This is a genomic window from Eoetvoesiella caeni, assembly GCF_003315175.1.
Classification (GTDB): Bacteria; Pseudomonadota; Gammaproteobacteria; order Burkholderiales; family Burkholderiaceae_B; genus Eoetvoesia; species Eoetvoesia caeni.
This window is the reverse complement of record NZ_QNRQ01000011.1, coordinates 97,391-120,019: the sequence shown is the minus strand read 5'-3', so window position 1 is coordinate 120,019 and position 22,629 is coordinate 97,391. Positions and strand designations below refer to the sequence as shown.

Sequence of the window (22,629 nt, the reverse complement as noted above, 5' to 3'; positions counted from 1 at the left end):
GCGCTGTTGTGGTCGGCGATTCAGACCGATGGAGGTTCACGCCATGAGACCCGCACCGCTGCGGCCGCAAGCCGCCCCCGCTGCCCAGCAGCAGCCCGCCCAGCCTTCGCGCTACCTGACCAACGACGAAGCCGCCGACTACCTGCGCCTGTCGCCGCGCACGCTGGAAAAGCAGCGCGTGATCGGCGGCGGCCCGCGCTTTCGCAAGTTCGGCCGCCGCGTCATGTACGCGGTGGCCGACCTCGACGCCTGGGCCGATGCGCGCAGCTTCGAGGCCACGTCCGATCCCGAGTACGCCGAACGCCATGCCGGCGATTACCGCGATGGCCGCTGACAGCCGGCGCGCGGGTGGCCCTCGTCGTGTCCAGCTCGGAGAAGGAGCGCGAACAGCTCGACCTGTTCCGTGCGCTGCCGGGCGACATGGCGCCGCGCGACGCACAAGACCTGATGGCCTATCCGTTCTTCTCGCTGGCGAAATCGCGCCGCACCGCGCCGATCGACTTCCGCTCCGGCGGCGTCACCGTGCGCGTGGAAGGCACGCAGGAGCACGGCATCGCCACCATCTGGGATGCCGACATCCTCATCTGGGCCGCCAGCCAGATCGTCGAAGCGCGCGACGCAGGCATTCGCCCATCGCGCAGGATGCAGGCCACGCCCTACGAGATCCTGCGCTTCATCGGGCGCGGCACGTCGCTGCGCGACTACCAGCGCTTGAAGGCTGCGCTGGATCGCCTGCAATCGACCACGATTGCCACCTCGATCCGCGAGACGACCGGGCGGCGCCTGCACCGCTTCTCGTGGATCAACGAGTGGAAGGAGCGGACGGACGCCAAGGGCGTGCCGCTCGGCCTCGAACTCATCCTGCCGGACTGGTTCTTTGCCGGCGTGCTGGACGAAGCCCTGGTGCTCACCATCGACCCGGCTTACTTCAAGCTCACCGGCGGCATCGAGCGCTGGCTGTACCGCCTGGTGCGCAAGCACGGCGGCAAGCAGCGCGACGGCTGGCAGTTCGACTTTCCCTACCTGTACCGCAAGTCCGGCAGCCTGGCGCAGCCGCGCGACTTCGCCCGCGACCTGCGCCTGCTGGCCGCGCGCCAGTCGCTGCCCGGCTACGTGCTGTCCGTCGAACGCTGGCCCGGCACACCGGAAATCCTCGCCTTTCGTCCCGTGCCGTCCACGGCACGTTGATAACCGTGGGGATGAAAGCGGGACAAGCTGTGAATGGGCTCGTGCTATCGGGCGCGCCGGGACTCGTGCTATCAGGCGCAGCGGTATCGTGCTATCAGGCGCGCAAATCGCCGCTAACTTCAGCGGCCGCAAGGGTTTTTCCGGCCCTTAACTTTATATCTAACTTTAAAAGCTCTCTAACGAATAACAAGAGCTTGTTATTGGCGCGGTGGATAACCGCCGAAGGTCAACAGCAACAGCGTTTTTCAGGCCGTTCATCGAGCCGCCTTCCGCAAAGGAGGGCTGCGCCATGATCGTCGCCTTGCTCAACCAGAAAGGCGGTGTCGGCAAGACCACGCTCGCCACCCACATCGCCGGTGAACTCGCGCTGCGCGGTCAACAGGTCATCCTGCTGGATTCCGACCCGCAAGGTTCATCGCTCGACTGGACACAACGGCGCAGCCAGCAGGGGCTACCACGGCTGTTCAGCGCCGTGGGCCTCGCACGCGAAACGCTGCACCAGGAAGCGCCGGAGCTGGCACGCCGCTGCGATCACATTGTCATCGACGGCCCGCCACGCATCGCCGCACTCGCGCGCTCCGCGCTGCTGGCGGCCGACCGCGTGCTGGTGCCGGTGCAACCGAGTCCCTACGACCTGTGGGCCAGCGCCGAGATGGTGGCATTGATCCGCGAGGCGCAACTGTTCAGGCCAGCGCTTCGCGCGGCCTTCGTCATCAACCGGCGTGTGGTGCGCACCGTCATCGGACGCGAAGCGCGTGGCGCACTCGCCGAGCAGCCGCTGCCCGCACTGCACGCGGAAATCCGCCAGCGCATCGTCTTCGCCGACAGCGTGGCCGCTGGGCGGCTTGCACGAGAAACCGCGCCAGACAGCGCTGCTGCACGCGAGATCACGGCGCTGACCGACGAGCTGCTGAGGTGGTCGCCATGAGTAGCAAGCGCATCGCCATCGGCGTGCGACCGCCGGCGAATCCGCAGGCCGAGGCCTGGATTCGCCAAGGCGACGCCAACGGCGTCCAGAAAAGCGACCTCTACACCGCGCGCCTGACCCTCGATGTAACGCCCTCCATGCGCGCCCGCATCAAGGTATCGGCCTTCACGCAGGGCGTGACGGTAGCCGAGCTGCTGCGTGCGCTGCTGGAACGCGAGTTCCCGGAGCACACGCCATGAACCCCGCCACGCAGGCGGTCATGGCTGCGCCACCGTCTTCACCGCAGCCGCTCGCATCACTCGACAGCCGCGTGCCGCTCACGCGCGTGTCGCTCGCCTACATCGAGCAGCGCATCAATCTCTATCTGCGCTTCGGCCATCCAGCTCGCACCGTGCAGCTCGACCGCTGGCGGCGCTGCGCGGTGTTCCTGCCGGCGGCGGTCTTTTGCCGCATCCGCTGGGAATCGAACGACTACGGCACCGTGCGCTGGCAGCTCCTGGTGCTGCAAGCCTGCACGCCGCTGGATGCCATGCAGAACATCCCCGGCATTCGTCCTGGTGCGCGCCTGCTGCTGCACGCCGAAGGCGAACAGAAAACGCGATCCGTGCTCGCACGGATCGACGCCATCGAAGCGCTGGGCATCGACCCCGCCGACGTGTCGCCCGCGTACTGGCGCACGCTCGGCAACCGTCTCGCCGCACGCCTGCCGCTGCCGGACTACACCGCCGAACGTCATGCGGCCTGGCTGGCCGGGAGGGCACTGCAATGAACATCACGACCGTCACCACAAGCGCCGTTCCTCGCTCGCGCCATCGCGCGCGCCTCGCACTGGCTGCACTCGCTGCCTGCGGCCTCGCTGCGCTGGCCTGGGCGGCCTTCGTGCAGCCATCGGCGCGCATCGTCTACAACCCGTCCGACAGCGTGCCGGTCGGCTGGTATCGCATCGAACCGGCGCACGCGCTGCACGTTGGCAGCATCGTGCTGACCACCTTGCCGGCAGACGCCGCCGCGCTCGCCGCGCAGCGCGGCTATCTGCCGTCGCACGTTCCGCTGCTCAAACGTGTTGGCGCGGTCGCGCCGCAACACGTCTGCATCGTGAATGGCATCGTGCGTATCGACGGCGTGCCCATAGCCGCCGTGCTGCGCACCGATCGCTGGGGCCGGCCGCTGTCATCCTGGCCACAGTGCCGTCCGCTCGCCGATGATGAGCTGTTCCTCCTGAGCAACACCAACCCGGCATCGTTCGACAGCCGTTACTTCGGGCCGGTCAGCGCCGTCGCCGTGCTCGGCGTGGCGCGACCGATCCGCCTGGAGCCACAGCCGTGACGGCGCACAGCAGCGCGCCGTTCGGCATGTCGTTCCCGTGTTCAGGCCGGTGCAGCGCGTGTGCGTTCGCACCGCGCAGCAACCGGCATTCCCCCGTGCAGACAGCTTGCCCTGAGCGCGCCATGCCGCAGGCATGGCGGGCGCTCGCCGGCGGCCAAGCTGCGCTATGCGCAGCGCCGCCGGGGCATCGCCCCCCCCCGTGCCGTCAGGCCGGGGGAAGATGCAGGGCAAGATTGAAGGGTGCGGCACCACGGTGCGCACAAAGCCAGTCTGCACGTGGGGTTGGCGCGGCACGCGCCCTATCGCGGCACCGTGCCGCGAGCAGCGTCAATGCCGCACGGGCATTGGCGAAACCGCGTGCATCACGCCCTGTGGTGCGCTGCACTTCGCCGGAGCTGCCGCATGAGCCGGCGCAGCAATGACGACGCCGACCGCTTCCGCCTGCGCCCCGGCGCGCCGAAGCAGCGCGGCGATGCCTTCGTCTCCAAGGTGCTGCGCCAGGCCAGCAAAGCGGCCAATGCCACCGGCGGCAAACGCGGCAAGGCACCCGGTTCGCGGTTGGGGCGCGGCCACGTCGCCGCGCGCTTCACCGGGCAGTCGCTGTCCGCGACCTCGCGCCGCGCCACCGTCAAGGTGCGGTTGGTGTATCTCAAGCAGGCCGGCGCGCGTTCGACCATCACGCACCTGCGCTACATCGAGCGCGAAGGCGTCGGCCGCGACGGCGAGCCGGGGCAGGCGTACAGCACGACCACCGACGACGCCGACCTGGCCGCCTTCGAGGAACGTGGCCGCGAGGACCGTCACCAGTTCCGCTTCATCGTCTCGCCGGAAGATGCCGCCGAGCTGGAAGACCTGCGGCGCTACACCCGCGACCTGATGACCCGCATGGAAGCCGATTTGGGCACGAGACTCGATTGGGTTGCCGTCGATCACTGGAACACCGACAACCCGCACACCCATGTCGTCTTGCGCGGCAAGGACGACACCGGCAAAGACCTCATCATCTCGCAGGAGTACATCACGCGCGGCATGCGCGAACGTGCCGCCGAACTCGCCACCGAATGGCTCGGGCCTCGCACCGAGCTGGAGATCCAGCGCAGCATGGCGCGCGAGGTGGAACAGGAACGGTGGACGGGGTTGGACCGTACCCTACAGCGTGAAGCGGCGGACGGCCTGGTGCATGTCGAACACTTCAACGAACCCCGGCTGCAACGCCAGCGCCTGCTGCTGGTTGGCCGCCTGCAACGCTTGCAGCGCATGGGACTAGCGAGTGAAAGCCAGCCTGGTGTGTGGGCCGTTCATGCCGACGCGGAACCAACGCTGCGCGCGATGGGCGAGCGCGGCGACATCATCCGCACCATGCAACGGGCCATGAGCGGCCAGCCGCGCGAGCTGGCTGTCTTCGAGCCAGGTGAGGACGGCCGAACCGTCATCGGCCGGGTGGCCGCCAAGGGGCTGGCCGACGAACTGCTCGACCGGGGCTATCTGATCATCGACGGCGTGGATGGCAAGGCCCACTATGTCGCGCTCAACGCCCGCGACGCACCCGGCAACTACCCGACCGGCGCTGTGGTGGAAGTGCACGGTTCCGCCGAGGTGCGGACGGCGGACAGGAACATCGCCGCGCTGGCGAGCGATGGGCTGTATCGCACCGATCATCACCTGGCGATTGCACAAGGTCAGGCGCAGGCCGGCCGCGATCCGCAGGAAGTCGTTGCGGCCCATGTCCGTCGGCTGGAAGCCCTGCGCCGGGCCGGTATCGTGGAGCGTGTGGCCGAGGGGCTGTGGAAGGTGCCGGACGATCTGCCCGCACGCGGGCATCAGTATGACGCGCAGCGCCTGGGCGGCGTGGCCGTGGAGTTGAAATCGCACCTGCCCATCGAGCGGCAGGCTCACGTGATCGGGGCTACCTGGCTGGATCAGCAGTTGATCGGTGGCGGCAAGAGATTTGGAGATTTTGGCTTTGGCAGCGAGGTCAAGGACGCGCTACAGAATCGGGCAGATTTCCTGGCCAAACAGGGACTGGCCGAGCGGCGCGGCCAGCGGGTGATCCTGGCGCGCAACCTGCTGGCGACGCTGCGCAATCGGGAACTGACGCAGGCCGCGCAGGACATTGCCACCGAAACCGGGCTGGAGCATCGCTCAGTGGCCGACGGGCAGCGCGTGGCCGGCATCTATCGGCGCAGCATCATACTTGCCAGCGGGCGCTATGCGATGCTCGATGACGGCATTGGGTTCCGTCTGGTCCCGTGGCGGCCGGTGATCGAACAGAGACTGGGACAGCAGATCGCCGCCACGGTGCGAGGCGGTGGCGTGTCGTGGGAAATCGGACGTACCAAGGGCATATCCGTCTAGTGTCGGATGCCCCATGCAGCTCCACGTCTCGAAGCCGGCGTCAATCGCGCGGCGGGTGGCCTGCTGATCGCCGAGCGCTTCCGTTTGTGTTCGCACGCCCTAGCACGATCTCAACTTGACGCGCCAGATCAGCTTCCTGGTGCAACCAAGCGCGAAAAGCTAGAAGTGCCGGATCTTCCTTTCGAATAGCGCGGTATTCTAGAAGCCAACTCCCGACTGTGTGCGCGACGATCGGGAATGGCGCGACCAACCGGCCCGCTGCCAGGGCGTCGCTGACGTAAGGGATTTGAGCGATAGCGACTCCGACCCCGTCGAGCGCTGCCTGCATCGCCATGACGTTGCTCTCGAATGACACCTCACCGGCGGGGTGCAGGGGGAAACCTAAGCCCGCCGCTTCGAACCAGTGTGGCCATTCATTAGGCATGTCGGATACGACGATGAGAGTCGCGTTGCGCAAGTCGTCAGGCGAGCGCAGCGTCGATGCGAGCTTCGGCGTGCAGACCGGCACGACGGTGCTCGGGAATAAGCGTTCTGCATTGTAGCCCGGCAACGCGTCGGTATCGCGTCGGATAGTGCAGGTCCAGTCATCGCGTACCGGACGAGTTGCGCCACCCGTCGCCATGCGCACTTCGACGTCGGGATGGCTGCGATAGAAGCTTGCCAGTCGCGGGATCAACCAAGTGATCGCCAAGGTTGGACCGACTCCAACCGTCAGCACCGGGCCACTACGCATTGCCGTAACGCTTTCGGTGAGCCGGGCAATGGAATCGAAAGCATCAGTCAGACCGGACAGCAGCGCCTGCCCTTGCGCCGTCAGTTCAAGCGCGTTCGCATGTCGCAGAAACAGAGGAAAGCCAAAACGATCTTCCAGCAGACGGACCAAGCGACTTACCGCAGTTTGGGTGACGTTCAGCTCTCTTGCCGCGGCAGTGAAACTGCCATGCCGGCCAGCCGCCTCAAAAGCCCGCAGTCCGTTCAGCGAGGGTAATTGTCGCATCATGTGAGACCCCAATTTTTTCTTGGGGGAATGGTAAGTTAAAGTCGTTTGTCTGACAATGCCTACTACCTTAATATGCCTTGAAAGAATCAAATTTCTTACGGAGGCTCACATGCACTACTTCGCTAATTCAGGCTCTGTTTTCAACTGGCTATCGCCAGCGCAATGTCCGGTTCCAGTCGGACCCGGCCTTTGGGCATCTCTGAAGGTTGGGAGGCAATGTGTGACCAAAGGCGCTCTCTTCAGCATCGTCATTGCGATAACAGGAGTTTTATGTATGGCTTACACCCAACCGGCTTTCGCCCAGGAAAAGCGAGGCGTGATACCGCATGCGCCGCTGCTGAGAACAGCCGTGCCCGATACGGCTAACCAGGAAGTCGCCGTCTATCACGTCGAATATGAGCCGGGTGGCATCAATCCACGGCACCTTCATCCGGCTGCGGTCACCTTCCACATCCTTTCCGGCACTGGCATCTGGCAGGAGGAAGGTGAACCGCCAGTCACTCTACGCGCTGGCGACAGTCTGCTCGTTCCGGCCGGCACCATTCATGCTCACTGGAATCCGAGTTCAACGGAGAGACTCCGCTTTCTCGAATTCATCGTGGCTGAAAAGGACAAAGGGCGGTCCATTCCAAAACCATTGGAAGACTAGCGTGTGTCGGGGACTGGGCAATTCAGTACGAGCAGGATCTTCGTGAGCAGGCACATTAAGCGAAGTGGTTTGGAACCTGCACCGGACCATTCTTGTCCTCGCCCGCGTAAATGTAATTGCGTGAAACGATGCGGAATCTTCACGGCGACGGCGATTGTCGCTGCGATCCTCGCCGGCGGACCCGCCGCCGCGCAGGATTCCGCCAGCGCCCGGCTGGAGGCGCTGAAGGCGGAAATCAACGAGCTGCGGAACGAAGTCGAGGCCCTGAAAGGGGACGTTGCGGAGGGGCGAGAGGAAGCCAGAGGGGCCACTGGGCAGATGGCTGCGGCCAAAACGGAGCCGCCCGCCGACGCACCTAGCATTCGAGTATCCTCCAGCAACCAGCCGACGATCTGCAGTTCCGACGGGCGAAACTGCATCTCGCTCACGAGCCGCCTGCAGCTCGACTTCGGCGGCTACAACTACCGGCCGAACACCACGGCCACGACGCCGCAGAATCTTGTCGGCGGCGTGATCGCGCGCCGAGCGAAGTTCGGGGTCATCGGCGCGTTCCTGAACGACTGGGGATACAGCATCGAATTTGAGGGTGGCGGGTCCGGCGGCGGGTCCGGCGTGGTCCTAGATAAAGCTTACCTTTCCTATAGTGGTTTCGAACCATTCAAGATCTGGGCCGGCATTCTCAGCGTGCGCTACTCGCTCGACCGAGCGACAAGTAACAACAACATCACCTTTATGGAGCGAGCCGCGCCCGTGGAAGTCGCCGCCGGCATCGGCGCCGCCACGCGTTCAGGCTTCGGCATTACCGCCAACGAGCGGCAATGGTGGGCCGGCGCCTTCCTGACGGGACCGGCCTCCGGCAGGACATCGCACGATGCAAGGCAGACCGCCGCGACCGGACGGGTGGTGTTCCTGCCAGTTCTGACCGACAGCGCCTCGCTCCTGATCGGCGGCGACGTGCAGTACCTGTTCGATGCGCCGACGGGCGCCTCGGAACTGAACCTGCGAGACCGGATTGAGATGCGCATCGACGGCAACCGCATCTTGGGCACCGGTCCTCTTCCGATCGACTCCGCGCGCGTCTTGAGCGCGGAACTGGCCGGAACACTGGGCAGCTTCCACTTCCAGGGCGAGTATTTCGATTTCAACGTCGAGCGGCCCCCTGGCAACGGGCCCAGCCTCAACTTCAGCGGCTATTACATCCAAGGCGGCTATATCCTCACCGGCGAGACGCGACGCTACAGCGCAAGCTCCGGCTCTTATGGGAGCGTTGCGCCAAGTCGTCCCTTCGACTGGAGGATGGGCGACTGGGGCGCATGGGAGATTGCTGCGCGCTACAGCATGATTGATCTCAACGACAGGGACATCTTCGGCGGCCGGCAGGAGAACCTCACGCTCGGCCTGAACTGGTATGTGAACAGCAACATCCGCTTCATGCTTAATTACATCAACGGCACGGTGGACAAGCGAACGGGTGGCGGTGGCGACATTGGCGCGAGGTACCAAGCCGTTGGTGCCCGCACGCAGATCGCGTTCTGACCTCCATCCACGAAAGACCAAGGAATGACCGCCGCATCGACGCCTCTTCCTTGACCTACAGCGACGTGCCCCGCGCGAACACGAAGCTGCAACGTTCGCTAGTTCCAGCGCTGGGTTGAGGCGGTGCTGTTGCTCCTCGCACCTCTGACTGGGGACACCATCTTTACGGCTAACGCAAATGATGGCGATCAAGGCTAAGGCTTCCACAACGATCGAAGCAGTCGGTGGTGCTATCACACAAAGGAGATCGTCCAGTGGAATTTCGTCATCTGCGTTGCTTTCTGGCCGTTGCTGAAGAACTCCACTTTGCCCGTGCCGCTGAGCGGCTACACATCGAGCAGTCACCTCTATCACGTGCTATCAAGGAACTGGAAGAGGAGTTGGGCGTGCAGCTCTTTGTGCGCACTACTCGCAGCACGCGCTTGACTCTCGCCGGAAAGCTGTTCCTCAATCACATTCCGCGCGTGTTTGCAGTCCTGGAGCAGGCGCGTGAAAGCGTGAAATCGGCTACCAATGGCTTTCACGGGCAGTTGCGCATTGCTTTGTCTGATGGCATCACACCATCGCGCCTGCCGGCGCTACTGGCACGTTGCCGCGAAGAATATCCAGAAATCGAAATCCGGCTCTTCGAAGTGCCGCTGGATCAGCAGATCAAGGGCCTGCATGATGATCTGTACGACGCGGGCTTTTCCATGGCCGATGAGGCCGGCGACGGCATCATCGTCAATCCAGTTTGGGAAGACCAGTTGATGGTAGCCGTGCCCGCGCGTCATCCCGTGCTGGCTTACAAACGAATTCCGCTGGAAGAAGTGCTGCGCTACCCGATCGTGCTGGGTGATCCCGCAGCATGCGAAGGCCATGCTCGCCAAGTTGATCGCATCCTGCGCCGACAGGAACGGGAGCCGCTGATCGCGCAGCGTGTGGCGACGTTCGACGTGATGATGATGCTGGTATCGGCCGGCTTGGCATTGGGCCTTGCGGGTGGCGCGCACATCGCATTCAGTCGTGAGCTAGGCGTCGTGGCGCGCCCGCTTGCGGGACAGCCACCCTTGTTGACTACTTACCTGCTTCGTAGGGACGCCGAACCGTCGCAGATGCTGGCTCGCTTCATTGAACGGCTGGCGTCCATGGAGTCGAACGATCCTGATTGGCCTGCATCCTCAAAATCTGGTGCTTTGAAGGATATCGAGCTATGAAGAAGATCATCCTGCTTCTGCTCGCTTTGATGCTAACCGCATGCGGTCAGTCAAACCCGATCGCGACCAAGACCACCATTGAAACGGTGGAGTCCCTTGCAGCTAATCCCGAGCGCCTCAAAGAGCTGCGTCAGCAATGCAAGCTGGAACGAGCCAAGCTGGGCAATGAGTTGTGCAACCGGGTTTCTGAGGCAACGCGCAAGCGCTTCTATGGCGACGGCAAGGTGCCGTATACATCACTGGAGAATCCGCCCAAATTTTGATTGTAGGCAGTTCGCCACGAATCATTTAATTTCTGTCAAACACGCCGCAATGCGCCATCGCTTGCGGCTTTTTTTCTGCCTACGCCCCTGCGCGAGTTCTTGCTTTTTGTTCGACCTTTCTCCCGATAACGGTCTTTGACCGGCACTGACCCGGCACCGATCCTGACACCAGCGGCACGTTGAACGCAGTGCGCGCAGGGGAAATCGGAGGCCGGGAGATGCAAGGGACGAACGTGTTGTTCGGTCAGATTGCCGTGGTATTCAGCATCGTGATCGCCGGAGTGTGGAGCGCCACACAATGGACAGCTGCGACCCTTGGTTATCAGATACGTCTTGGCTCGCCGTGGTTCGATTTCCTTGGCACGCCGATCTACCACCCGTGGAAGCTGTTCGAGTGGTGGTTCCTTTTCGACGCCTATGCGTCGCACGTCTTTGACATTGGTGGCGCCATCGCGGGCGGAAGCGGCTTGGTGGCCGTGGTGGTCGCCATAGGCATGTCCATCTGGCGCTCGCGCCAATCTCGTCTGGTCACGACCTACGGCTCGGCCCGCTGGGCCGATGCCGCGGAAATCTGCAAAGCCGGGCTGACCCAGCCATCCGGAGTCTTCCTCGGCCTGCATGGCCGCCAGTACCTGCGACACGAAGGCCCAGAACACGTCCTGACCTTCGCGCCCACGCGCTCGGGCAAGGGCGTCGGCCTGGTGGTGCCCACGCTGCTGTCGTGGCCCGCGTCCGCCGTGATCCACGACATCAAGGGCGAGAACTGGGCTATCACCGCCGGCTGGCGCTCGCGCTTCTCGCACTGCCTGCTATTCAACCCTACCGATGCGAAGTCCGCCGCCTACAACCCGCTGCTGGAAGTACGGCGCGGTGCGCATGAAGTGCGCGACGTGCAGAACATCGCGGACATTCTGGTCGATCCCGAAGGCGCGCTGGAGCGGCGCAACCACTGGGAGAAGACTTCGCACGCGCTGCTGGTCGGCGCGATCCTGCATGTGCTCTACGCCAGCGAGGACAAGACGCTGCGCGGCGTCGCCAACTTCCTGTCCGATCCCGCGTGTCCGTTCGAGGTGACGCTGCATCGGATGATGACGACGAAGCACCTCGGCGATGCACCGCATCCCGTCGTCGCGTCTGCTGCGCGCGAAGTGCTCAACAAGTCGGACAACGAGCGGTCCGGCGTGCTGTCCACCGCGATGAGTTTCCTTGGCCTGTACCGCGACCCCACGGTGGCCGAAGTCACGTCGCGCTGCGACTGGCGCATCGCGGACCTGATTTCCGCGCAGCATCCTGTATCGCTGTACCTCGTGGTACCGCCGTCGGACATCAGCCGCACCAAGCCGCTCATTCGTCTGATCCTCAACCAGATCGGACGGCGCCTCACTGAATCGCTCGATGGCAGCGACGGCGTGGAGCGCAAGCACAAGCTGCTGCTGATGCTCGACGAGTTCCCCGCACTCGGCCGGCTCGACTTCTTTGAATCCGCGCTCGCCTTCATGGCCGGCTACGGGCTGCGCGCCTTCCTGATTTCGCAGTCGCTCAACCAGATCGACAAAGCCTACGGCCAGAACCATTCGATTCTGGACAACTGCCATGTGCGCGTGACCTTCGCCACCAACGACGAACGCACGGCCAAGCGCATTTCCGAAACGCTGGGCACCGCCACCGAGCTGCGCGCGCAGCGCAACTACGCGGGCCATCGGCTCGCGCCCTGGCTCGGGCACCTGATGGTGTCGCGGCAGGAAACGGCGCGCCCGCTGCTCACGCCCGGCGAGGTGATGCAGCTCCCACCCGACGACGCCGTGGTGATGGTCTCCGGCCATCCGCCGATCAAGGCGAAGAAGCTGCGCTACTACGCGGACGCCAACTTCAAGCGCCGCGTGTTGCCAGCACCCACGCTGGCGCAGGGCCGCTACGCCGATGCCCCGGCCGCGCGGCCCGATGACTGGAGCGCCTTGGCGATTCCCGCCATGCCTGCCGTGCCCGCTGTGGCTTCGGACTTGGGAGACGCCAACGAAGGCGGCCCGCGCCAACAGCCCGAGCTGTCCGAAGTCGTCGCCTACAGCTCTGAATCCGAGCACGCGGCCAGCGATCTGGCGCTGCTCGATGACGACGACGATCTGCCGCTTCCCCTGCCGTCCCAGCTCGACCCGCGCTTGCAGCGCGCGGCTCGGCTGGCCGCCCTCAACCCCGACGACGGAATCCAGCTATGAGCCATCTTCATTCCCGCCATCGCCTGAACCTGTTCATCGAGCGCGACCATGCGAAGCGCCTGGACGAGCTGGCCGCGAAGAAAGGCGTCTCGAAATCCAGCATCGTCGCGGCCGCACTCGCGTCCTGGCTGTCGCCGGATGCGGCCGACCAGCGCGAAGCGGCGATGGCCAAGCGGCTGGATCGCCTGTCGCGCCAGTTCGAGAAGCTGGAGCGCGACCAGAACATCCAGATCGAAACGCTGGCGCTGTTCGTGCGCTACTACCTGACCGTCAGCACACCGCTGCCCGAGGCCCATCAGGAAGCCGCGAAGGCACAGGGCAAGGCGCGCTTCGAGCAGTTCATCGAACAGCTCGGCCGCCACCTGCTGCGCGGGCGCAGCCTCGTGCGCGAAGTCTACGAGGAGATCCAGCCCGACACGCAGCGGCTGGACGAGACGGCGGCGCTGGCCGAAGCGCAGGAACGCGCGCAGGAGGCTGCCGCATGAGTGCCGTCCCGCAGCCGCCATCGTCCTCTGTCACCTCGCTGGATCGGCGCATTCGCATGTTGCGCACGGCGATGGGGCCGCTGATCGCTTCCGCGCTCGAAGACCCGGACGTGGTGGAAGTGATGCTGAACCCGGACGGTGCGCTGTGGATCGACCGGCTCTCCACGGGCCGTGCCGCCACCGGCGAGTCGCTGTCGGCCGCCGATGGCGAGCGCATCATCCGCCTGGTCGCGGCGCACGTCGGCACGGAGGTGCATCGCGGCCGGCCGCTGCTGACCGCCGAGCTGCCAGAGACCGGCGAGCGCTTTGAGGGCATCCTGCCGCCGGCCGCGCCGGGTCCGGCCTTCGCCCTGCGCAAGCGTGCCGTGGGCGTAATCGGCCTGGCCGACTACGTGGGCGACGGCATCCTGAGTGCGGAGCAGGCCGAGTTCCTGCGCCGCGCCGTGCGCGAGCGCCAGAACATCCTGATCGCCGGCGGCACCAGCACCGGCAAGACCACGCTCGCCAATGCGCTGCTGGCCGAAATCGCCAGCACTGGTGATCGCGTGCTGGTGCTCGAAGACACGGTGGAGCTTCAGTGTTCTGCCCGCGACCATGTGCCGCTGCGCACCCGCGCCGGGGTTGTGAGCATGCAGGAACTGGTGCGCGCCACGATGCGCCTGCGCCCCGACCGCGTGATCGTCGGCGAAGTGCGCGGCGGCGAGGCGCTGGACCTCATCAAGGTGTGGGGCACAGGGCATCCCGGCGGCATTGCCACGCTGCACGCCAGCTCCGCGCACGGCGCGCTGCTGCGCCTCGAACAACTGATTCTCGAAGTCGCCATGACGCCGCCGCGCGCGCTGATCGCCGAAGCGGTGAACGTCATTGTCTTCATTGCCGGGCGCGGCCGTGCCCGCCAGGTCCAGACCGTCGCCCGCGTGACCGGCTTCGACGGTCAGGGCTACCAACTCGACGACGCGCTCGCGCCGCTTCCTTCCCCGTCCTCAACCCACTCTGGAGAACTGCCATGACGCCTGCTTACGTTTCTCATGATTCCCGCATTTCCGTAAATCCGCTTTCCCTGCTCGCACGCCTACGGTGCCTGGCCGGGCCAGCACAACAGGGGCTGCTGCTGGCGGTCGTATTCCTGCTGGCGACCGGCACGGCGCACGCGGCCGGTTCCAGCATGCCCTGGGAAGGGCCGCTGCAAGCCATCCTCGACTCCATCCAGGGGCCGGTGGCGCGCATCGTCGCAGTCATCATCATCATTGCCACCGGCCTGGCGCTGGCCTTCGGCGATACCAGCGGCGGTTTTCGCAAACTGGTCCAGATCGTCTTCGGCCTGTCCATCGCGTTCGCGGCGTCCTCGTTCTTCCTGTCCTTCTTCAGCTTCTCCGGTGGGGCTGTCGTATGAGTGCGCCCGATGAGTTCGCCAGCGGCTTCGAGGTGCCGCTGCATCGTTCGTTGACCGAAACCATCCTGCTGGGCGGTGCGCCGCGCACGGTCGCCATTGCCAACGGCACGCTGGCCGCCGCCGTGGGACTGGGCCTGCAACTGTGGATTCCGGGTCTGGTGATGTGGATCGTCGGCCATTCGCTCGCGGTATGGGGGGCGCGCGTCGATCCGCAGTTCATGCAGGTGTTCGCGCGGCACATCAAGCACAAGCCTCTGCTGGACGTGTGAGGACGACGCCATGTTGCATCTCGCCGAATACCGTCAGCGTCCCGCACTGCTCGCCGACTGGCTGCCCTGGGCCGGGTTGATGGCGCCCGGCATCGTGCTCAACAAGGACGGTTCGTTCCAAAGGACAGCATGCTTTCGCGGGCCGGACCTGGACAGCGCGACGCAGGGCGAGCTGATCGCCACGTCAGCGCGGCTCAACAACGCGCTACGCCGCCTGGGTTCCGGGTGGGCCTTGTTCGTCGAGGCCGAAAGGCTGTCAGCGGCTGACTATCCGCAGTCCGAGTTTCCCGAACCGCTGTCGTGGCTGGTGGACGAGGAACGCCGAGCGGTGTTCGAGGAAGACCAGAGTCACTTCGATAGCCGCTATCACCTGACGCTGGTGTGCCTGCCGCCGGAGGAGTCCCGCGCACGCGCCGCGAATCTGCTCTACGAGAATACGTCGCAGCGTGGCGTGGATTGGCATGAACGCCTGATCGCCTTCATCGCGGAGACGGATCGTTGCTTCGACCTGCTCGACGGCGTGATGCCAGAGATTGCCTGGCTCGACGACAGCGAAACGCTTACCTATCTGCACGCCACCATCTCCACGCGGCGTTATCACGTGGCCGTGCCGGAGCATCCGTTTCACCTCGATGCGCTGCTGACCGACTGCCCGCTGACCGGCGGGCTTGCGCCGATGTTGGGCGATGCGCATTTGCGCGTGGTGTCGGTGCGCGGCTTCCCGACCTCGACCTGGCCGGGGCTGCTCGACGACCTGAACCGACTCGGCTTCGCCTATCGCTGGAGCACGCGCTTCCTCTGCATGGACAAGTCCGAGGCGGAAAAGGAACTCGGCCGCCTGCGCCGCCAGTGGTTCGCCAAGCGCAAGAACGTCGTCGCACTGCTGCGCGAGACGATCTTTCAACAGGAAAGCCCGCTGGTCGATACCGACGCATCGAACAAGGCGGTGGACGCCGATGCGGCCTTGCAGGAGCTGGGCAGCGATCAAGTCGCTTTCGGCTACGTCACCGCGACCGTGACGGTGCTCGATACCGATGCCGGCGCGGCCGACGAGAAGCTGCGCAGGGTGGAGCGCGTCATTCAGGGCCGGGGTTTCGTCACGATCCCTGAAACACTCAACGCGGTGGAGGCGTGGCTGTCGTCGATTCCGGGCAACGCCTACGCGAACGTGCGCCAGCCCATCGTCTCGACGCTGAACCTCGCGCACCTGATGCCGGTGTCGGCGGTGTGGGCCGGGCCGGAGAAGAATGCCCACCTCGACGGGCCACCCTTGATCGTCACGCGCACCGATGGCGCCACGCCGTTCCGTCTGGTGACGCACATCGGCGATGTCGGCCACACCCTTGTCGTTGGACCGACCGGCATGGGCAAGTCCGTGTTGCTCGCCACGCTGGCGATGCAATTCCGCCGTTATCCCGGCTCACGCATTTTCGCCTTCGACATGGGCCGCTCGATGCGCGCCACCATCCTCGGCCTCGGTGGCGAGCACTACGACCTGGGCACGGACAGCGGCATCGCGTTTCAGCCGCTCGCGCGCATCGACCAAGAAAGCTACCGCACTTGGGCCGCCGAATGGCTCGAAGGCCGGATGCTGCGTGAAGGCGCGAGCATCGGCCCCGACGAGAAGGCGGCCATCTGGTCGGCGCTGGAAAGTCTCGCCGGTGCGCCGGTGGAGCAGCGCACGCTGACCGGGTTTTCCGTGCTGTTGCAGAACAACGCGCTACGCCAGGCGCTCGCGCCCTACGTGCTCGGCGGCGCGCACGGCAGTTTGCTCGATGCCGATCACGACCGTCTGGGCACCGCCGACGTGCAGGGTTTCGAGATGGAGGAACTGATGGCGAGCCGCGCCGCCGTGCTGGCGGTACTCGGTTATCTGTTCGCGCGCTTCGACGAGCGTTTCGACGGCGCACCGACTTTGCTGATTCTCGACGAGGCGTGGCTGTTCCTCGACGACCCGGTGTTCGCCGCGCGCATCCGCCAGTGGTTGAAGACGCTGCGCAAGAAAAACGTGTCGGTGATCTTCGCCACGCAGTCGCTGGCGGACATCAAGGACTCCAGCATCGCGCCGGCCATCGTGGAGAGCTGCGCAAGCCGCATCTTCCTGCCCAATCCACAAGCCACTGAGCCGCAAATCCGCAAGATCTACGAAGGCTTCGGCCTCAACGCCCGGCAAATCGAGATCGTCGCCACCGCGCAGCCCAAGCGCGACTACTACTACCAGTCGCGGCTGGGCAATCGCCTCTTTGACCTCGACCTGGGGCCGGTCGCGCTGGCCTTCGCCGGTGCTTCGACGCCGCAGGACCAGCGCGACATTGACGCGGTGGAAGCGTCGGCTTCGTCTTCCAGCTTCGCAGCCGCCTGGCTGCGCCACTGCGGCCTGGACTGGGCGGCCGATCTGCTGCCGTCCGCACCTGCCGCTTCCAATCCACCACAGGAGAAACCGTCATGAAGAAGACACTTCTTGCGACCGTCGCTGCCGCTCTGTTCTGCACGCTGCCTGCCGCGCAGGCGCAATGGGCGGTGATTGACCCGACCAACCTGATCCAGAACACGCTGACCGCGATCCGCACGCTGGAGCAGATCAACAACCAGGTGCGGCAGCTTCAGAACGAAGCGCAGATGCTCATCAACCAGGCACGCAATCTGACGAGCCTCGACTACAACGTGGTCAATCGCCTGCGCTCGACGCTGGCGACCACCGAACGCCTGATCGCCGAGGCGCAGGGTCTGGCCTACGACGTGACGAACATGGATCGGGAATTCGCCCGGCTGTACCCGCACGAATACGCCGCGACCGTCAGTGGTGACCGCATGGCGCAGGACGCGCGCGAACGCTGGCGACACACGCTCGACGGCCTGCACACAGCCATGCGGATGCAGGCGCAGGTGTCGCAGAACCTCAACGAGGACGAAGGCGTGCTGGCCGATCTGGTCGGCCAGAGCCAGTCGGCCACCGGCGCGTTGCAAGCCATGCAGGCAACCAACCAGTTGCTGGCCTTGCAGGCCAAGCAGGCGATCCAGGCGCAGCAGCTCCAGTTGACGCAGGACCGCGCCGCGTCGCTGGAACTGGCGCGGCAGGCAGCAGCCACCGAGCGCGCCCGCGAAGTGCGGCGACGCTTCCACGGCGAAGGCACGCCCTACACGCCGCAGACCGTGCCGTTCTACGGCGGCGACTGAGGGCACGCGCCATGAACGACATCTCGGTGATCGACCGCTTCCTCATCGTCTTCTCCACCTACATCGACTCGGGCTTCGGTCTGCTGGGTGGCGAGGTTGCGTTCCTCACCGCCACCTTGATCGTGATCGACATGACCATCGCGGGCCTCTATTGGGCGATGAGCCATGCCACCGGCCAGGGCGACGATGTGATCGCCAAGCTGATCCGCAAGGTGCTCTACATCGGTGCCTTCGCTTACATCATCGGCAATTTCAACTGGCTGGCCAGCATCGTGTTCCGCTCGTTCGCGGGTTTGGGATTGATGGCTTCGGGATCGACCATCACGCAGGCGGAGTTCCTGCAACCCGGCCGGCTGGCCAAGGTGGGCGTTGACGCCGGCGCGCCGATCCTCGAACAGATCAGCGACATGGCGGGCTTCCCCGAGGTGTTCGTGAACGTGACACCCATCGCGGTCATGTTTCTGGCCTGGCTCGTGGTGATCGTCACGTTCTTCGTGTTGGCGATCCAGCTTTTCATCACGTTGATCGAGTTCAAGCTGACGACGCTTGCCGGCTTCGTGCTGGTGCCGTTCGCGCTGTGGAACAAGACCGCGTTCCTGGCCGAGAAGGTGCTGGGCAATGTGGTGTCGTCGGGCATCAAGGTGCTGGTGCTGGCGGTGATCGTCGGCATCGGCACCGGCCTGTTCGCCGAATTCCAGGTCGCGCCGGACGAACCCTCCATCGACCATGCGCTGGTCATCATGTTGGCATCCCTTGCGCTGCTGGCGCTCGGGATCTTCGGGCCGGGTATTGCTACCGGACTGGTGTCCGGTTCGCCGCAGCTCGGCGCCGGTGCGATGGCGGGAGCCACGCTCGGCGCGGCCGGGACCGCCGTTGCCGTGGGTGCGGTAGCCACCGGCGTCGGTGGTGCCGTTGCGACCGGCGCGCGCATGGCACCTGGCGCTGCCCGCATGGCCGTCGGCGGCGCACGTTCGATGGCATCGACCGCGAGCAGCGCCAAGTCGGCCTTCCAAGCGGGTTCCTCTGGTGCCGGCGGTGGCCTCAAGGGCGCGGCGGCCGGTCTGGGCAATGTTGCCAGGACCGGCGCGCAGTCGGTCGGGCAGCGCGTGGCCGCCGGTGTGCATTCGCTGAAGGCGCGTGCCGCTGCCGCCATCAATCCCGATGCTTCCACGGGCAGCGCTGCTACCGGCTCGGCCGCTCAGGGCGGCAGTGCGGACGCCGCCGCCAGCACCGGACAACCCGCGTGGGCGAGGCGCTTGCAACGCCGCCAGCAGCTCACCCATGCCGCCACCACCGTCGCGCACACGCTGCGCGGTGGCGACGGCGGCGGCTCGGGCAGCGGCCCCAGCCTGCGCGACCCATCGAACTCATAAGGAGAACCTGCCATGCGATTCAAACGACCGCAGGTGCGCTATGCCGACACACCACAGCCGGCCACGCCGTACCAGGCTGCCGAACAGGTGTGGGACGAGCGCATCGGCTCGGCCCGCGCACAGGCGAAGAACTGGCGGCTGATGGCCTTCGGCTGCCTCGCGCTCGCGCTGCTGATGGCGGGCGGCCTCGTCTGGCGCTCGGCGCAGTCCATCGTCACGCCCTACGTGGTGGAGGTGGACCACGGCGGGCAGGTGCGCGCCGTCGGTGAGGCAGCCACGCCGTACCGGCCAACAGACGTGCAGATCGGCTATCACTTGGCACGTTTCGTCACGATAGTTCGCTCGTTGTCCATCGACCCGATCGTGGTGCGGGACAACTGGCTCGAAGCCTACGACTACACCACCGACCGCGGCGCGGCCGTGCTCAACGACTACGCGCGCACCAACGATCCCTTTGCGCGGATCGGCCGGGAAACGGTGACGGTGGAGATCAACAGCGTTGTACGCGCCAGCGACACGTCGTTCAACGTGCGCTGGACGGAGCGCCGCTACGTCAACGGCGCGGCGGCAGGGCTGGAACGCTGGACGGCGGTGGTCTCCATCGTGCTGCAAACGCCGCGCACCGAGGAACGGTTGCGCCGCAATCCATTGGGCATCTACGTCAACGGCCTGTCATGGAGCCGTGAACTCGACTCAACCGAAGGAGGCAGGCCATGAAACCGTCTTTGCGCTTTTATGCTGTTGCATTGATTGCCGTCACGCTGGCGGGCTGCGCCACGCCACGCAAGCCACCGAGCATCACGCTCGACGAGCCGGTGCAGGCGCAGCCCTTGCCCGAACCACCTCTGCCGATGGAAGTGGTTGCGGTGCCGGAGCCTTTGCCGCTACCGGGGCAGTTGATGCCGCTGCCCGAACTCGCGGAAACGGAGGTGACACCCGAGCCGGAGGACGAGCGCGTGCGCGTATCCCGCGCCAACGAGGAAGCGCGCATGGCGCCCACGCGCGAAGGCTACATCAATGCGATTCAGGTCTGGCCGTTTACCGACGGCGCGCTGTACCAGGTCTATACGAGTCCCGAGCGGGTCACGGTGATTACACTCCAGCCCGGCGAGGAACTGGTGACGGTCGCCGCCGGCGACACGGTGCGCTGGATCGTCGGCGATACGTCGAGCGGCGCCGGCGGCGAACTGCGCGTCAACGTGCTGGTCAAGCCGATCCGCACCGGCCTCAAGACCAATCTGGTCATCACCACCAGCCGCCGCACCTATCTGATCGAACTGACTTCGACCGAAAAGGCGTGGATGGCGTCGGTGTCCTGGGACTATCCGCGCGACCGCATGCTGGCCTTGCAGCGCCAGGCGCGGGCGGCGCAGACGGCGGCGCCGCTCGATACGGGCCTGTCGCTGGAGAACATCCGCTTCCGCTACGCGATCAGCGGTAGCAATACACCGTGGAAGCCGCTGCGCGCCTTCGACGACGGCGAGAAAGTCTACATCCAGTTTCCCGGCGGCATCGCACAGGGCGAGTTGCCGCCACTGTTCGTGATCGGCGCACAGGGCGATGGCCAACTCGTGAACTACCGCTTCCGGTCGCCGTACTACATCGTGGACCGGCTGTTCGGCGCGGCCGAATTGCGCCTGGGTGGCGACAAGGGCGACGTGGTGCGCATCGAGCGCACGGACGGCACGACGGGCGCGCGGAGGAACTGACCATGAGCCAGGACGATTCTCCGGACATGCTTGGCGCCGCCCCGAAGCTGGCGCCGGAACAAGTCGCCCTGCGGGCGCAGCCGCGTCCCGTCACGCGGTTGAACCGGCGCATGCTGGCAGTTCTGGTCGGCAGCGTGGCCGCCGCCGTATTGGGCGCAACGCTCTGGTCGCTGCAAGCACCGCAGCGCCGTGGCGCAGGCGAGCCGACCGAGTTGTACAACGTCGATCGCGTGTCGCGCTCCGAAGGGCTGGCGCAGTTGCCCATCGACTATTCGCAACTACCGCCGACCTTGCCACCGCTGCCGCCGGAGCTGGGCGAACCGCTACCCGGCGACCTCGGAGCACCGATCCTGCGCGCCGAACAGCGAGCGCAGGGTTACTCGCAACCGGGCTATGACCCGGCCGAAGCCGAGCGCCTAGCGCGGCTCAAGGAGGCCGAGGAAGCGGCGGCTTCGTCCGTGTTCTTCAGCACGGGCGGACAGCGCGCCGCCGTAGCCCCTCCCACTCAGAGCATGGCAGGAACCCCACCGCTGACCGGACTGGCGGGTTTCGATCCGCTGGCCGCCGGACCGGCTTCGACGGCCGCGCAGCCGGGCGATCCCACCGCCGTGCAGAACCGGCAGGACCAGAAGGAAGCGTTTCTGAGCAATGCCGGTCCTGTGCAAACCCGCAATTCTGGCAACCTGCAACTACCTGCCTCGCCGTATCAGGTGATGGCCGGCACGGTGATCGCGGGCGCACTGGTGACGGGCATCAAGTCCGACCTACCGGGCGACGTGATCGCCACGGTGACGGAGCCGATCTACGACACGGCCACCGGCCGCCATCTGCTGATCCCGCAGGGCTCGCGCATCCTGGGCCGCTACAACAGCCAGGTCAGCTACGGGCAGACCCGACTCCAGATGGTGTGGCACCGGCTGATCCTGCCGGACACCTCATCAAGCCAGCTCGACAACCTCGTGGGCACGGACCCGGCCGGTTACGCGGGCCTGGAGGATGGTGTCGATTGGCATTGGGATCGCATCTTCGCCGGCGCGGTGCTGACCACGCTGCTGGGCGTCGGCGCCGAACTGGCCGCCCCGGAGAATCGCCAGGGCGGGGATCGCGTCGTCATTGCCGGCCGCGACAGCGTGCAGGACAGCGTGAACCAGATCGGCCAGGAGATGACCCGGCGCAACATGAACATCCAGCCCACGCTGACGGCTCGCCCCGGCCTGCCGGTGCGCATCATCGTCAACCGCGACCTGGTGCTGCGTCCGTACCAACCGCTGTTCTTCAACAGGGGAGCCTCGCAATGAACACGAACAAGCTGCGGCTCGGCCCGCTGCCCAAGAGCGAAACCGTCAAGCTGACCTTTGCATGTCCGGCCAGCCTGAAGGCCGACCTCGACCGTTACGCCACGTTGCATGGGCAGACCTACGGCGAAGCGGTCGATGCGGTGACGCTGATCCCGCACATGCTGGAGGCGTTCATTGCGCGGGATCGGGGATTCAGGAAGGTGATTGCCTCCAAAGTCGGCGCATGAAGGTCTCCCGACGATACGACGCTACCTGCTTTCTTCATCCATAG

24 protein-coding genes are annotated in these 22,629 nt (G+C 65.5%); 23 read left to right on the top strand and 1 reads right to left on the bottom strand.

Translation table 11 applies throughout. The features are described from left to right. The first annotated feature begins 43 nt into the window (after nucleotides 1-43). From DFR37_RS17440 to DFR37_RS17405, 7 genes are all read left to right on the top strand, one after another. On the top strand, nucleotides 44-334 hold the full coding sequence (locus DFR37_RS17440; protein WP_094160647.1) for a helix-turn-helix transcriptional regulator: 291 nt from the start codon (nucleotides 44-46) through the stop codon (nucleotides 332-334). A 14-nt stretch (nucleotides 335-348) separates the two neighbouring features. Further along, nucleotides 349-1,188, top strand: coding sequence for a replication initiator protein A (locus DFR37_RS17435; RefSeq protein WP_094159804.1), 840 nt, complete (start codon nucleotides 349-351; stop codon nucleotides 1,186-1,188). A 289-nt stretch (nucleotides 1,189-1,477) separates the two neighbouring features. Next, nucleotides 1,478-2,116, top strand: coding sequence for a ParA family partition ATPase (parA, locus tag DFR37_RS17430; protein WP_094159805.1), 639 nt, complete (start codon nucleotides 1,478-1,480; stop codon nucleotides 2,114-2,116). Continuing rightward, entirely contained in the window at nucleotides 2,113-2,355 is a 243-nt protein-coding gene (locus DFR37_RS17425; RefSeq protein ID WP_009518856.1) for a hypothetical protein, read from the top strand. The genes parA and DFR37_RS17425 overlap by 4 nt, the downstream gene beginning before the upstream one ends. Beyond that, the gene (locus DFR37_RS17420; protein WP_009518855.1) at nucleotides 2,352-2,885 is read left to right on the top strand and encodes a DUF2840 domain-containing protein; all 534 of its coding nucleotides are present in this window, start codon (nucleotides 2,352-2,354) and stop codon (nucleotides 2,883-2,885) included. Before DFR37_RS17425 ends, DFR37_RS17420 begins: the two co-directional genes overlap by 4 nt. Nucleotides 2,886-2,887: 2 nt before the next feature. After that, on the top strand, nucleotides 2,888-3,442 hold the full coding sequence (locus DFR37_RS17415; RefSeq protein ID WP_425444239.1) for a S26 family signal peptidase: 555 nt from the start codon (nucleotides 2,888-2,890) through the stop codon (nucleotides 3,440-3,442). A 402-nt stretch (nucleotides 3,443-3,844) separates the two neighbouring features. After that, on the top strand, nucleotides 3,845-5,797 hold the full coding sequence (locus DFR37_RS17405; protein ID WP_094159807.1) for a relaxase/mobilization nuclease and DUF3363 domain-containing protein: 1,953 nt from the start codon (nucleotides 3,845-3,847) through the stop codon (nucleotides 5,795-5,797). 40 nt (nucleotides 5,798-5,837) lie between these two features. Here the strand turns inward: DFR37_RS17405 and DFR37_RS17400 are convergent, their stop codons facing one another. Beyond that, entirely contained in the window at nucleotides 5,838-6,797 is a 960-nt protein-coding gene (locus DFR37_RS17400) for a LysR substrate-binding domain-containing protein (RefSeq protein ID WP_113934480.1), read from the bottom strand. A 274-nt stretch (nucleotides 6,798-7,071) separates the two neighbouring features. On the opposite strand from DFR37_RS17400, the gene DFR37_RS17395 reads away from it, so the two are divergent. The 16 genes from DFR37_RS17395 to DFR37_RS17320 all read left to right on the top strand — a co-directional run bounded on the left by DFR37_RS17395 (nucleotide 7,072) and on the right by DFR37_RS17320 (nucleotide 22,585). Beyond that, complete coding sequence (locus DFR37_RS17395) at nucleotides 7,072-7,446, top strand: cupin domain-containing protein (RefSeq protein ID WP_113934479.1); 375 nt, start codon at nucleotides 7,072-7,074, stop codon at nucleotides 7,444-7,446. Between the two features lie 120 nt (nucleotides 7,447-7,566). Continuing rightward, entirely contained in the window at nucleotides 7,567-8,982 is a 1,416-nt protein-coding gene (locus tag DFR37_RS17390) for a porin (protein ID WP_113934478.1), read from the top strand. Nucleotides 8,983-9,236: 254 nt separating this feature from the next. Then, a complete protein-coding gene (locus DFR37_RS17385; RefSeq protein ID WP_081921843.1) occupies nucleotides 9,237-10,178 on the top strand; it encodes a LysR family transcriptional regulator in 942 nt (313 codons plus the stop codon). Beyond that, entirely contained in the window at nucleotides 10,175-10,441 is a 267-nt protein-coding gene (locus DFR37_RS17380; protein WP_009518848.1) for an EexN family lipoprotein, read from the top strand. The genes DFR37_RS17385 and DFR37_RS17380 overlap by 4 nt, the downstream gene beginning before the upstream one ends. 218 nt (nucleotides 10,442-10,659) lie before the next feature. Then, a complete protein-coding gene (locus DFR37_RS17375) occupies nucleotides 10,660-12,654 on the top strand; it encodes a conjugal transfer protein TraG (RefSeq protein WP_009518847.1) in 1,995 nt (664 codons plus the stop codon). Further along, nucleotides 12,651-13,139, top strand: coding sequence for a ribbon-helix-helix protein, CopG family (locus DFR37_RS17370; protein WP_009518845.1), 489 nt, complete (start codon nucleotides 12,651-12,653; stop codon nucleotides 13,137-13,139). Before DFR37_RS17375 ends, DFR37_RS17370 begins: the two co-directional genes overlap by 4 nt. After that, nucleotides 13,136-14,149 carry a P-type conjugative transfer ATPase TrbB gene (trbB, locus tag DFR37_RS17365; protein ID WP_009518844.1) on the top strand — a complete coding sequence of 338 codons (1,014 nt, stop codon included), beginning with the start codon at nucleotides 13,136-13,138 and terminating at the stop codon, nucleotides 14,147-14,149. Before DFR37_RS17370 ends, trbB begins: the two co-directional genes overlap by 4 nt. Beyond that, nucleotides 14,146-14,532, top strand: coding sequence for a TrbC/VirB2 family type IV secretion system protein (locus DFR37_RS17360; protein WP_009518843.1), 387 nt, complete (start codon nucleotides 14,146-14,148; stop codon nucleotides 14,530-14,532). Before trbB ends, DFR37_RS17360 begins: the two co-directional genes overlap by 4 nt. Continuing rightward, complete coding sequence (locus DFR37_RS17355) at nucleotides 14,529-14,801, top strand: VirB3 family type IV secretion system protein (RefSeq protein WP_009518842.1); 273 nt, start codon at nucleotides 14,529-14,531, stop codon at nucleotides 14,799-14,801. The genes DFR37_RS17360 and DFR37_RS17355 overlap by 4 nt, the downstream gene beginning before the upstream one ends. Nucleotides 14,802-14,811: 10 nt before the next feature. Next, nucleotides 14,812-17,250 (top strand): conjugal transfer protein TrbE, encoded by a 2,439-nt coding sequence (gene trbE, locus DFR37_RS17350; protein WP_009518841.1) that lies wholly within the window; start codon nucleotides 14,812-14,814, stop codon nucleotides 17,248-17,250. Continuing rightward, complete coding sequence (trbJ, locus tag DFR37_RS17345) at nucleotides 17,247-17,978, top strand: P-type conjugative transfer protein TrbJ (protein WP_009518840.1); 732 nt, start codon at nucleotides 17,247-17,249, stop codon at nucleotides 17,976-17,978. Before trbE ends, trbJ begins: the two co-directional genes overlap by 4 nt. Before the next feature lie 11 nt (nucleotides 17,979-17,989). Next, nucleotides 17,990-19,351: a P-type conjugative transfer protein TrbL gene (gene trbL / locus DFR37_RS17340; RefSeq protein WP_113934477.1), complete on the top strand. Its 1,362-nt coding sequence runs from the start codon at nucleotides 17,990-17,992 to the stop codon at nucleotides 19,349-19,351. 12 nt (nucleotides 19,352-19,363) lie between these two features. Beyond that, nucleotides 19,364-20,068, top strand: a complete 705-nt coding sequence (gene trbF / locus DFR37_RS17335; RefSeq protein WP_009518838.1) for a conjugal transfer protein TrbF — start codon at nucleotides 19,364-19,366, stop codon at nucleotides 20,066-20,068. Next, a complete protein-coding gene (gene trbG / locus DFR37_RS17330) occupies nucleotides 20,065-21,060 on the top strand; it encodes a P-type conjugative transfer protein TrbG (protein WP_009518837.1) in 996 nt (331 codons plus the stop codon). Before trbF ends, trbG begins: the two co-directional genes overlap by 4 nt. A 2-nt stretch (nucleotides 21,061-21,062) precedes the next feature. Further along, entirely contained in the window at nucleotides 21,063-22,358 is a 1,296-nt protein-coding gene (locus DFR37_RS17325; protein ID WP_094159811.1) for a TraB/TrbI/VirB10 family type IV secretion system protein, read from the top strand. Further along, nucleotides 22,355-22,585 (top strand): DUF2274 domain-containing protein, encoded by a 231-nt coding sequence (locus DFR37_RS17320; RefSeq protein WP_094159812.1) that lies wholly within the window; start codon nucleotides 22,355-22,357, stop codon nucleotides 22,583-22,585. Before DFR37_RS17325 ends, DFR37_RS17320 begins: the two co-directional genes overlap by 4 nt. Nucleotides 22,586-22,629: the final 44 nt, after the last annotated feature.

Bases quoted from the DNA above. Each gene is read 5' to 3' on its own strand.
- DFR37_RS17440 (WP_094160647.1), top strand. From the start codon at position 44: ATGAGACCCGCACCGCTGCGGCCGCAAGCCGCCCCCGCTGCCCAGCAG.
- parA (WP_094159805.1), top strand. From the start codon at position 1,478: ATGATCGTCGCCTTGCTCAACCAGAAAGGCGGTGTCGGCAAGACCACG.
- DFR37_RS17425 (WP_009518856.1), top strand. From the start codon at position 2,113: ATGAGTAGCAAGCGCATCGCCATCGGCGTGCGACCGCCGGCGAATCCG.
- DFR37_RS17420 (WP_009518855.1), top strand. From the start codon at position 2,352: ATGAACCCCGCCACGCAGGCGGTCATGGCTGCGCCACCGTCTTCACCG.
- DFR37_RS17405 (WP_094159807.1), top strand. From the start codon at position 3,845: ATGAGCCGGCGCAGCAATGACGACGCCGACCGCTTCCGCCTGCGCCCC.
- DFR37_RS17400 (WP_113934480.1), bottom strand. From the start codon at position 6,797: ATGATGCGACAATTACCCTCGCTGAACGGACTGCGGGCTTTTGAGGCG.
- DFR37_RS17395 (WP_113934479.1), top strand. From the start codon at position 7,072: ATGGCTTACACCCAACCGGCTTTCGCCCAGGAAAAGCGAGGCGTGATA.
- DFR37_RS17380 (WP_009518848.1), top strand. From the start codon at position 10,175: ATGAAGAAGATCATCCTGCTTCTGCTCGCTTTGATGCTAACCGCATGC.
- DFR37_RS17375 (WP_009518847.1), top strand. From the start codon at position 10,660: ATGCAAGGGACGAACGTGTTGTTCGGTCAGATTGCCGTGGTATTCAGC.
- DFR37_RS17370 (WP_009518845.1), top strand. From the start codon at position 12,651: ATGAGCCATCTTCATTCCCGCCATCGCCTGAACCTGTTCATCGAGCGC.
- trbB (WP_009518844.1), top strand. From the start codon at position 13,136: ATGAGTGCCGTCCCGCAGCCGCCATCGTCCTCTGTCACCTCGCTGGAT.
- DFR37_RS17360 (WP_009518843.1), top strand. From the start codon at position 14,146: ATGACGCCTGCTTACGTTTCTCATGATTCCCGCATTTCCGTAAATCCG.
- DFR37_RS17355 (WP_009518842.1), top strand. From the start codon at position 14,529: ATGAGTGCGCCCGATGAGTTCGCCAGCGGCTTCGAGGTGCCGCTGCAT.
- trbE (WP_009518841.1), top strand. From the start codon at position 14,812: ATGTTGCATCTCGCCGAATACCGTCAGCGTCCCGCACTGCTCGCCGAC.
- trbJ (WP_009518840.1), top strand. From the start codon at position 17,247: ATGAAGAAGACACTTCTTGCGACCGTCGCTGCCGCTCTGTTCTGCACG.
- trbL (WP_113934477.1), top strand. From the start codon at position 17,990: ATGAACGACATCTCGGTGATCGACCGCTTCCTCATCGTCTTCTCCACC.
- trbF (WP_009518838.1), top strand. From the start codon at position 19,364: ATGCGATTCAAACGACCGCAGGTGCGCTATGCCGACACACCACAGCCG.
- trbG (WP_009518837.1), top strand. From the start codon at position 20,065: ATGAAACCGTCTTTGCGCTTTTATGCTGTTGCATTGATTGCCGTCACG.
- DFR37_RS17325 (WP_094159811.1), top strand. From the start codon at position 21,063: ATGAGCCAGGACGATTCTCCGGACATGCTTGGCGCCGCCCCGAAGCTG.
- DFR37_RS17320 (WP_094159812.1), top strand. From the start codon at position 22,355: ATGAACACGAACAAGCTGCGGCTCGGCCCGCTGCCCAAGAGCGAAACC.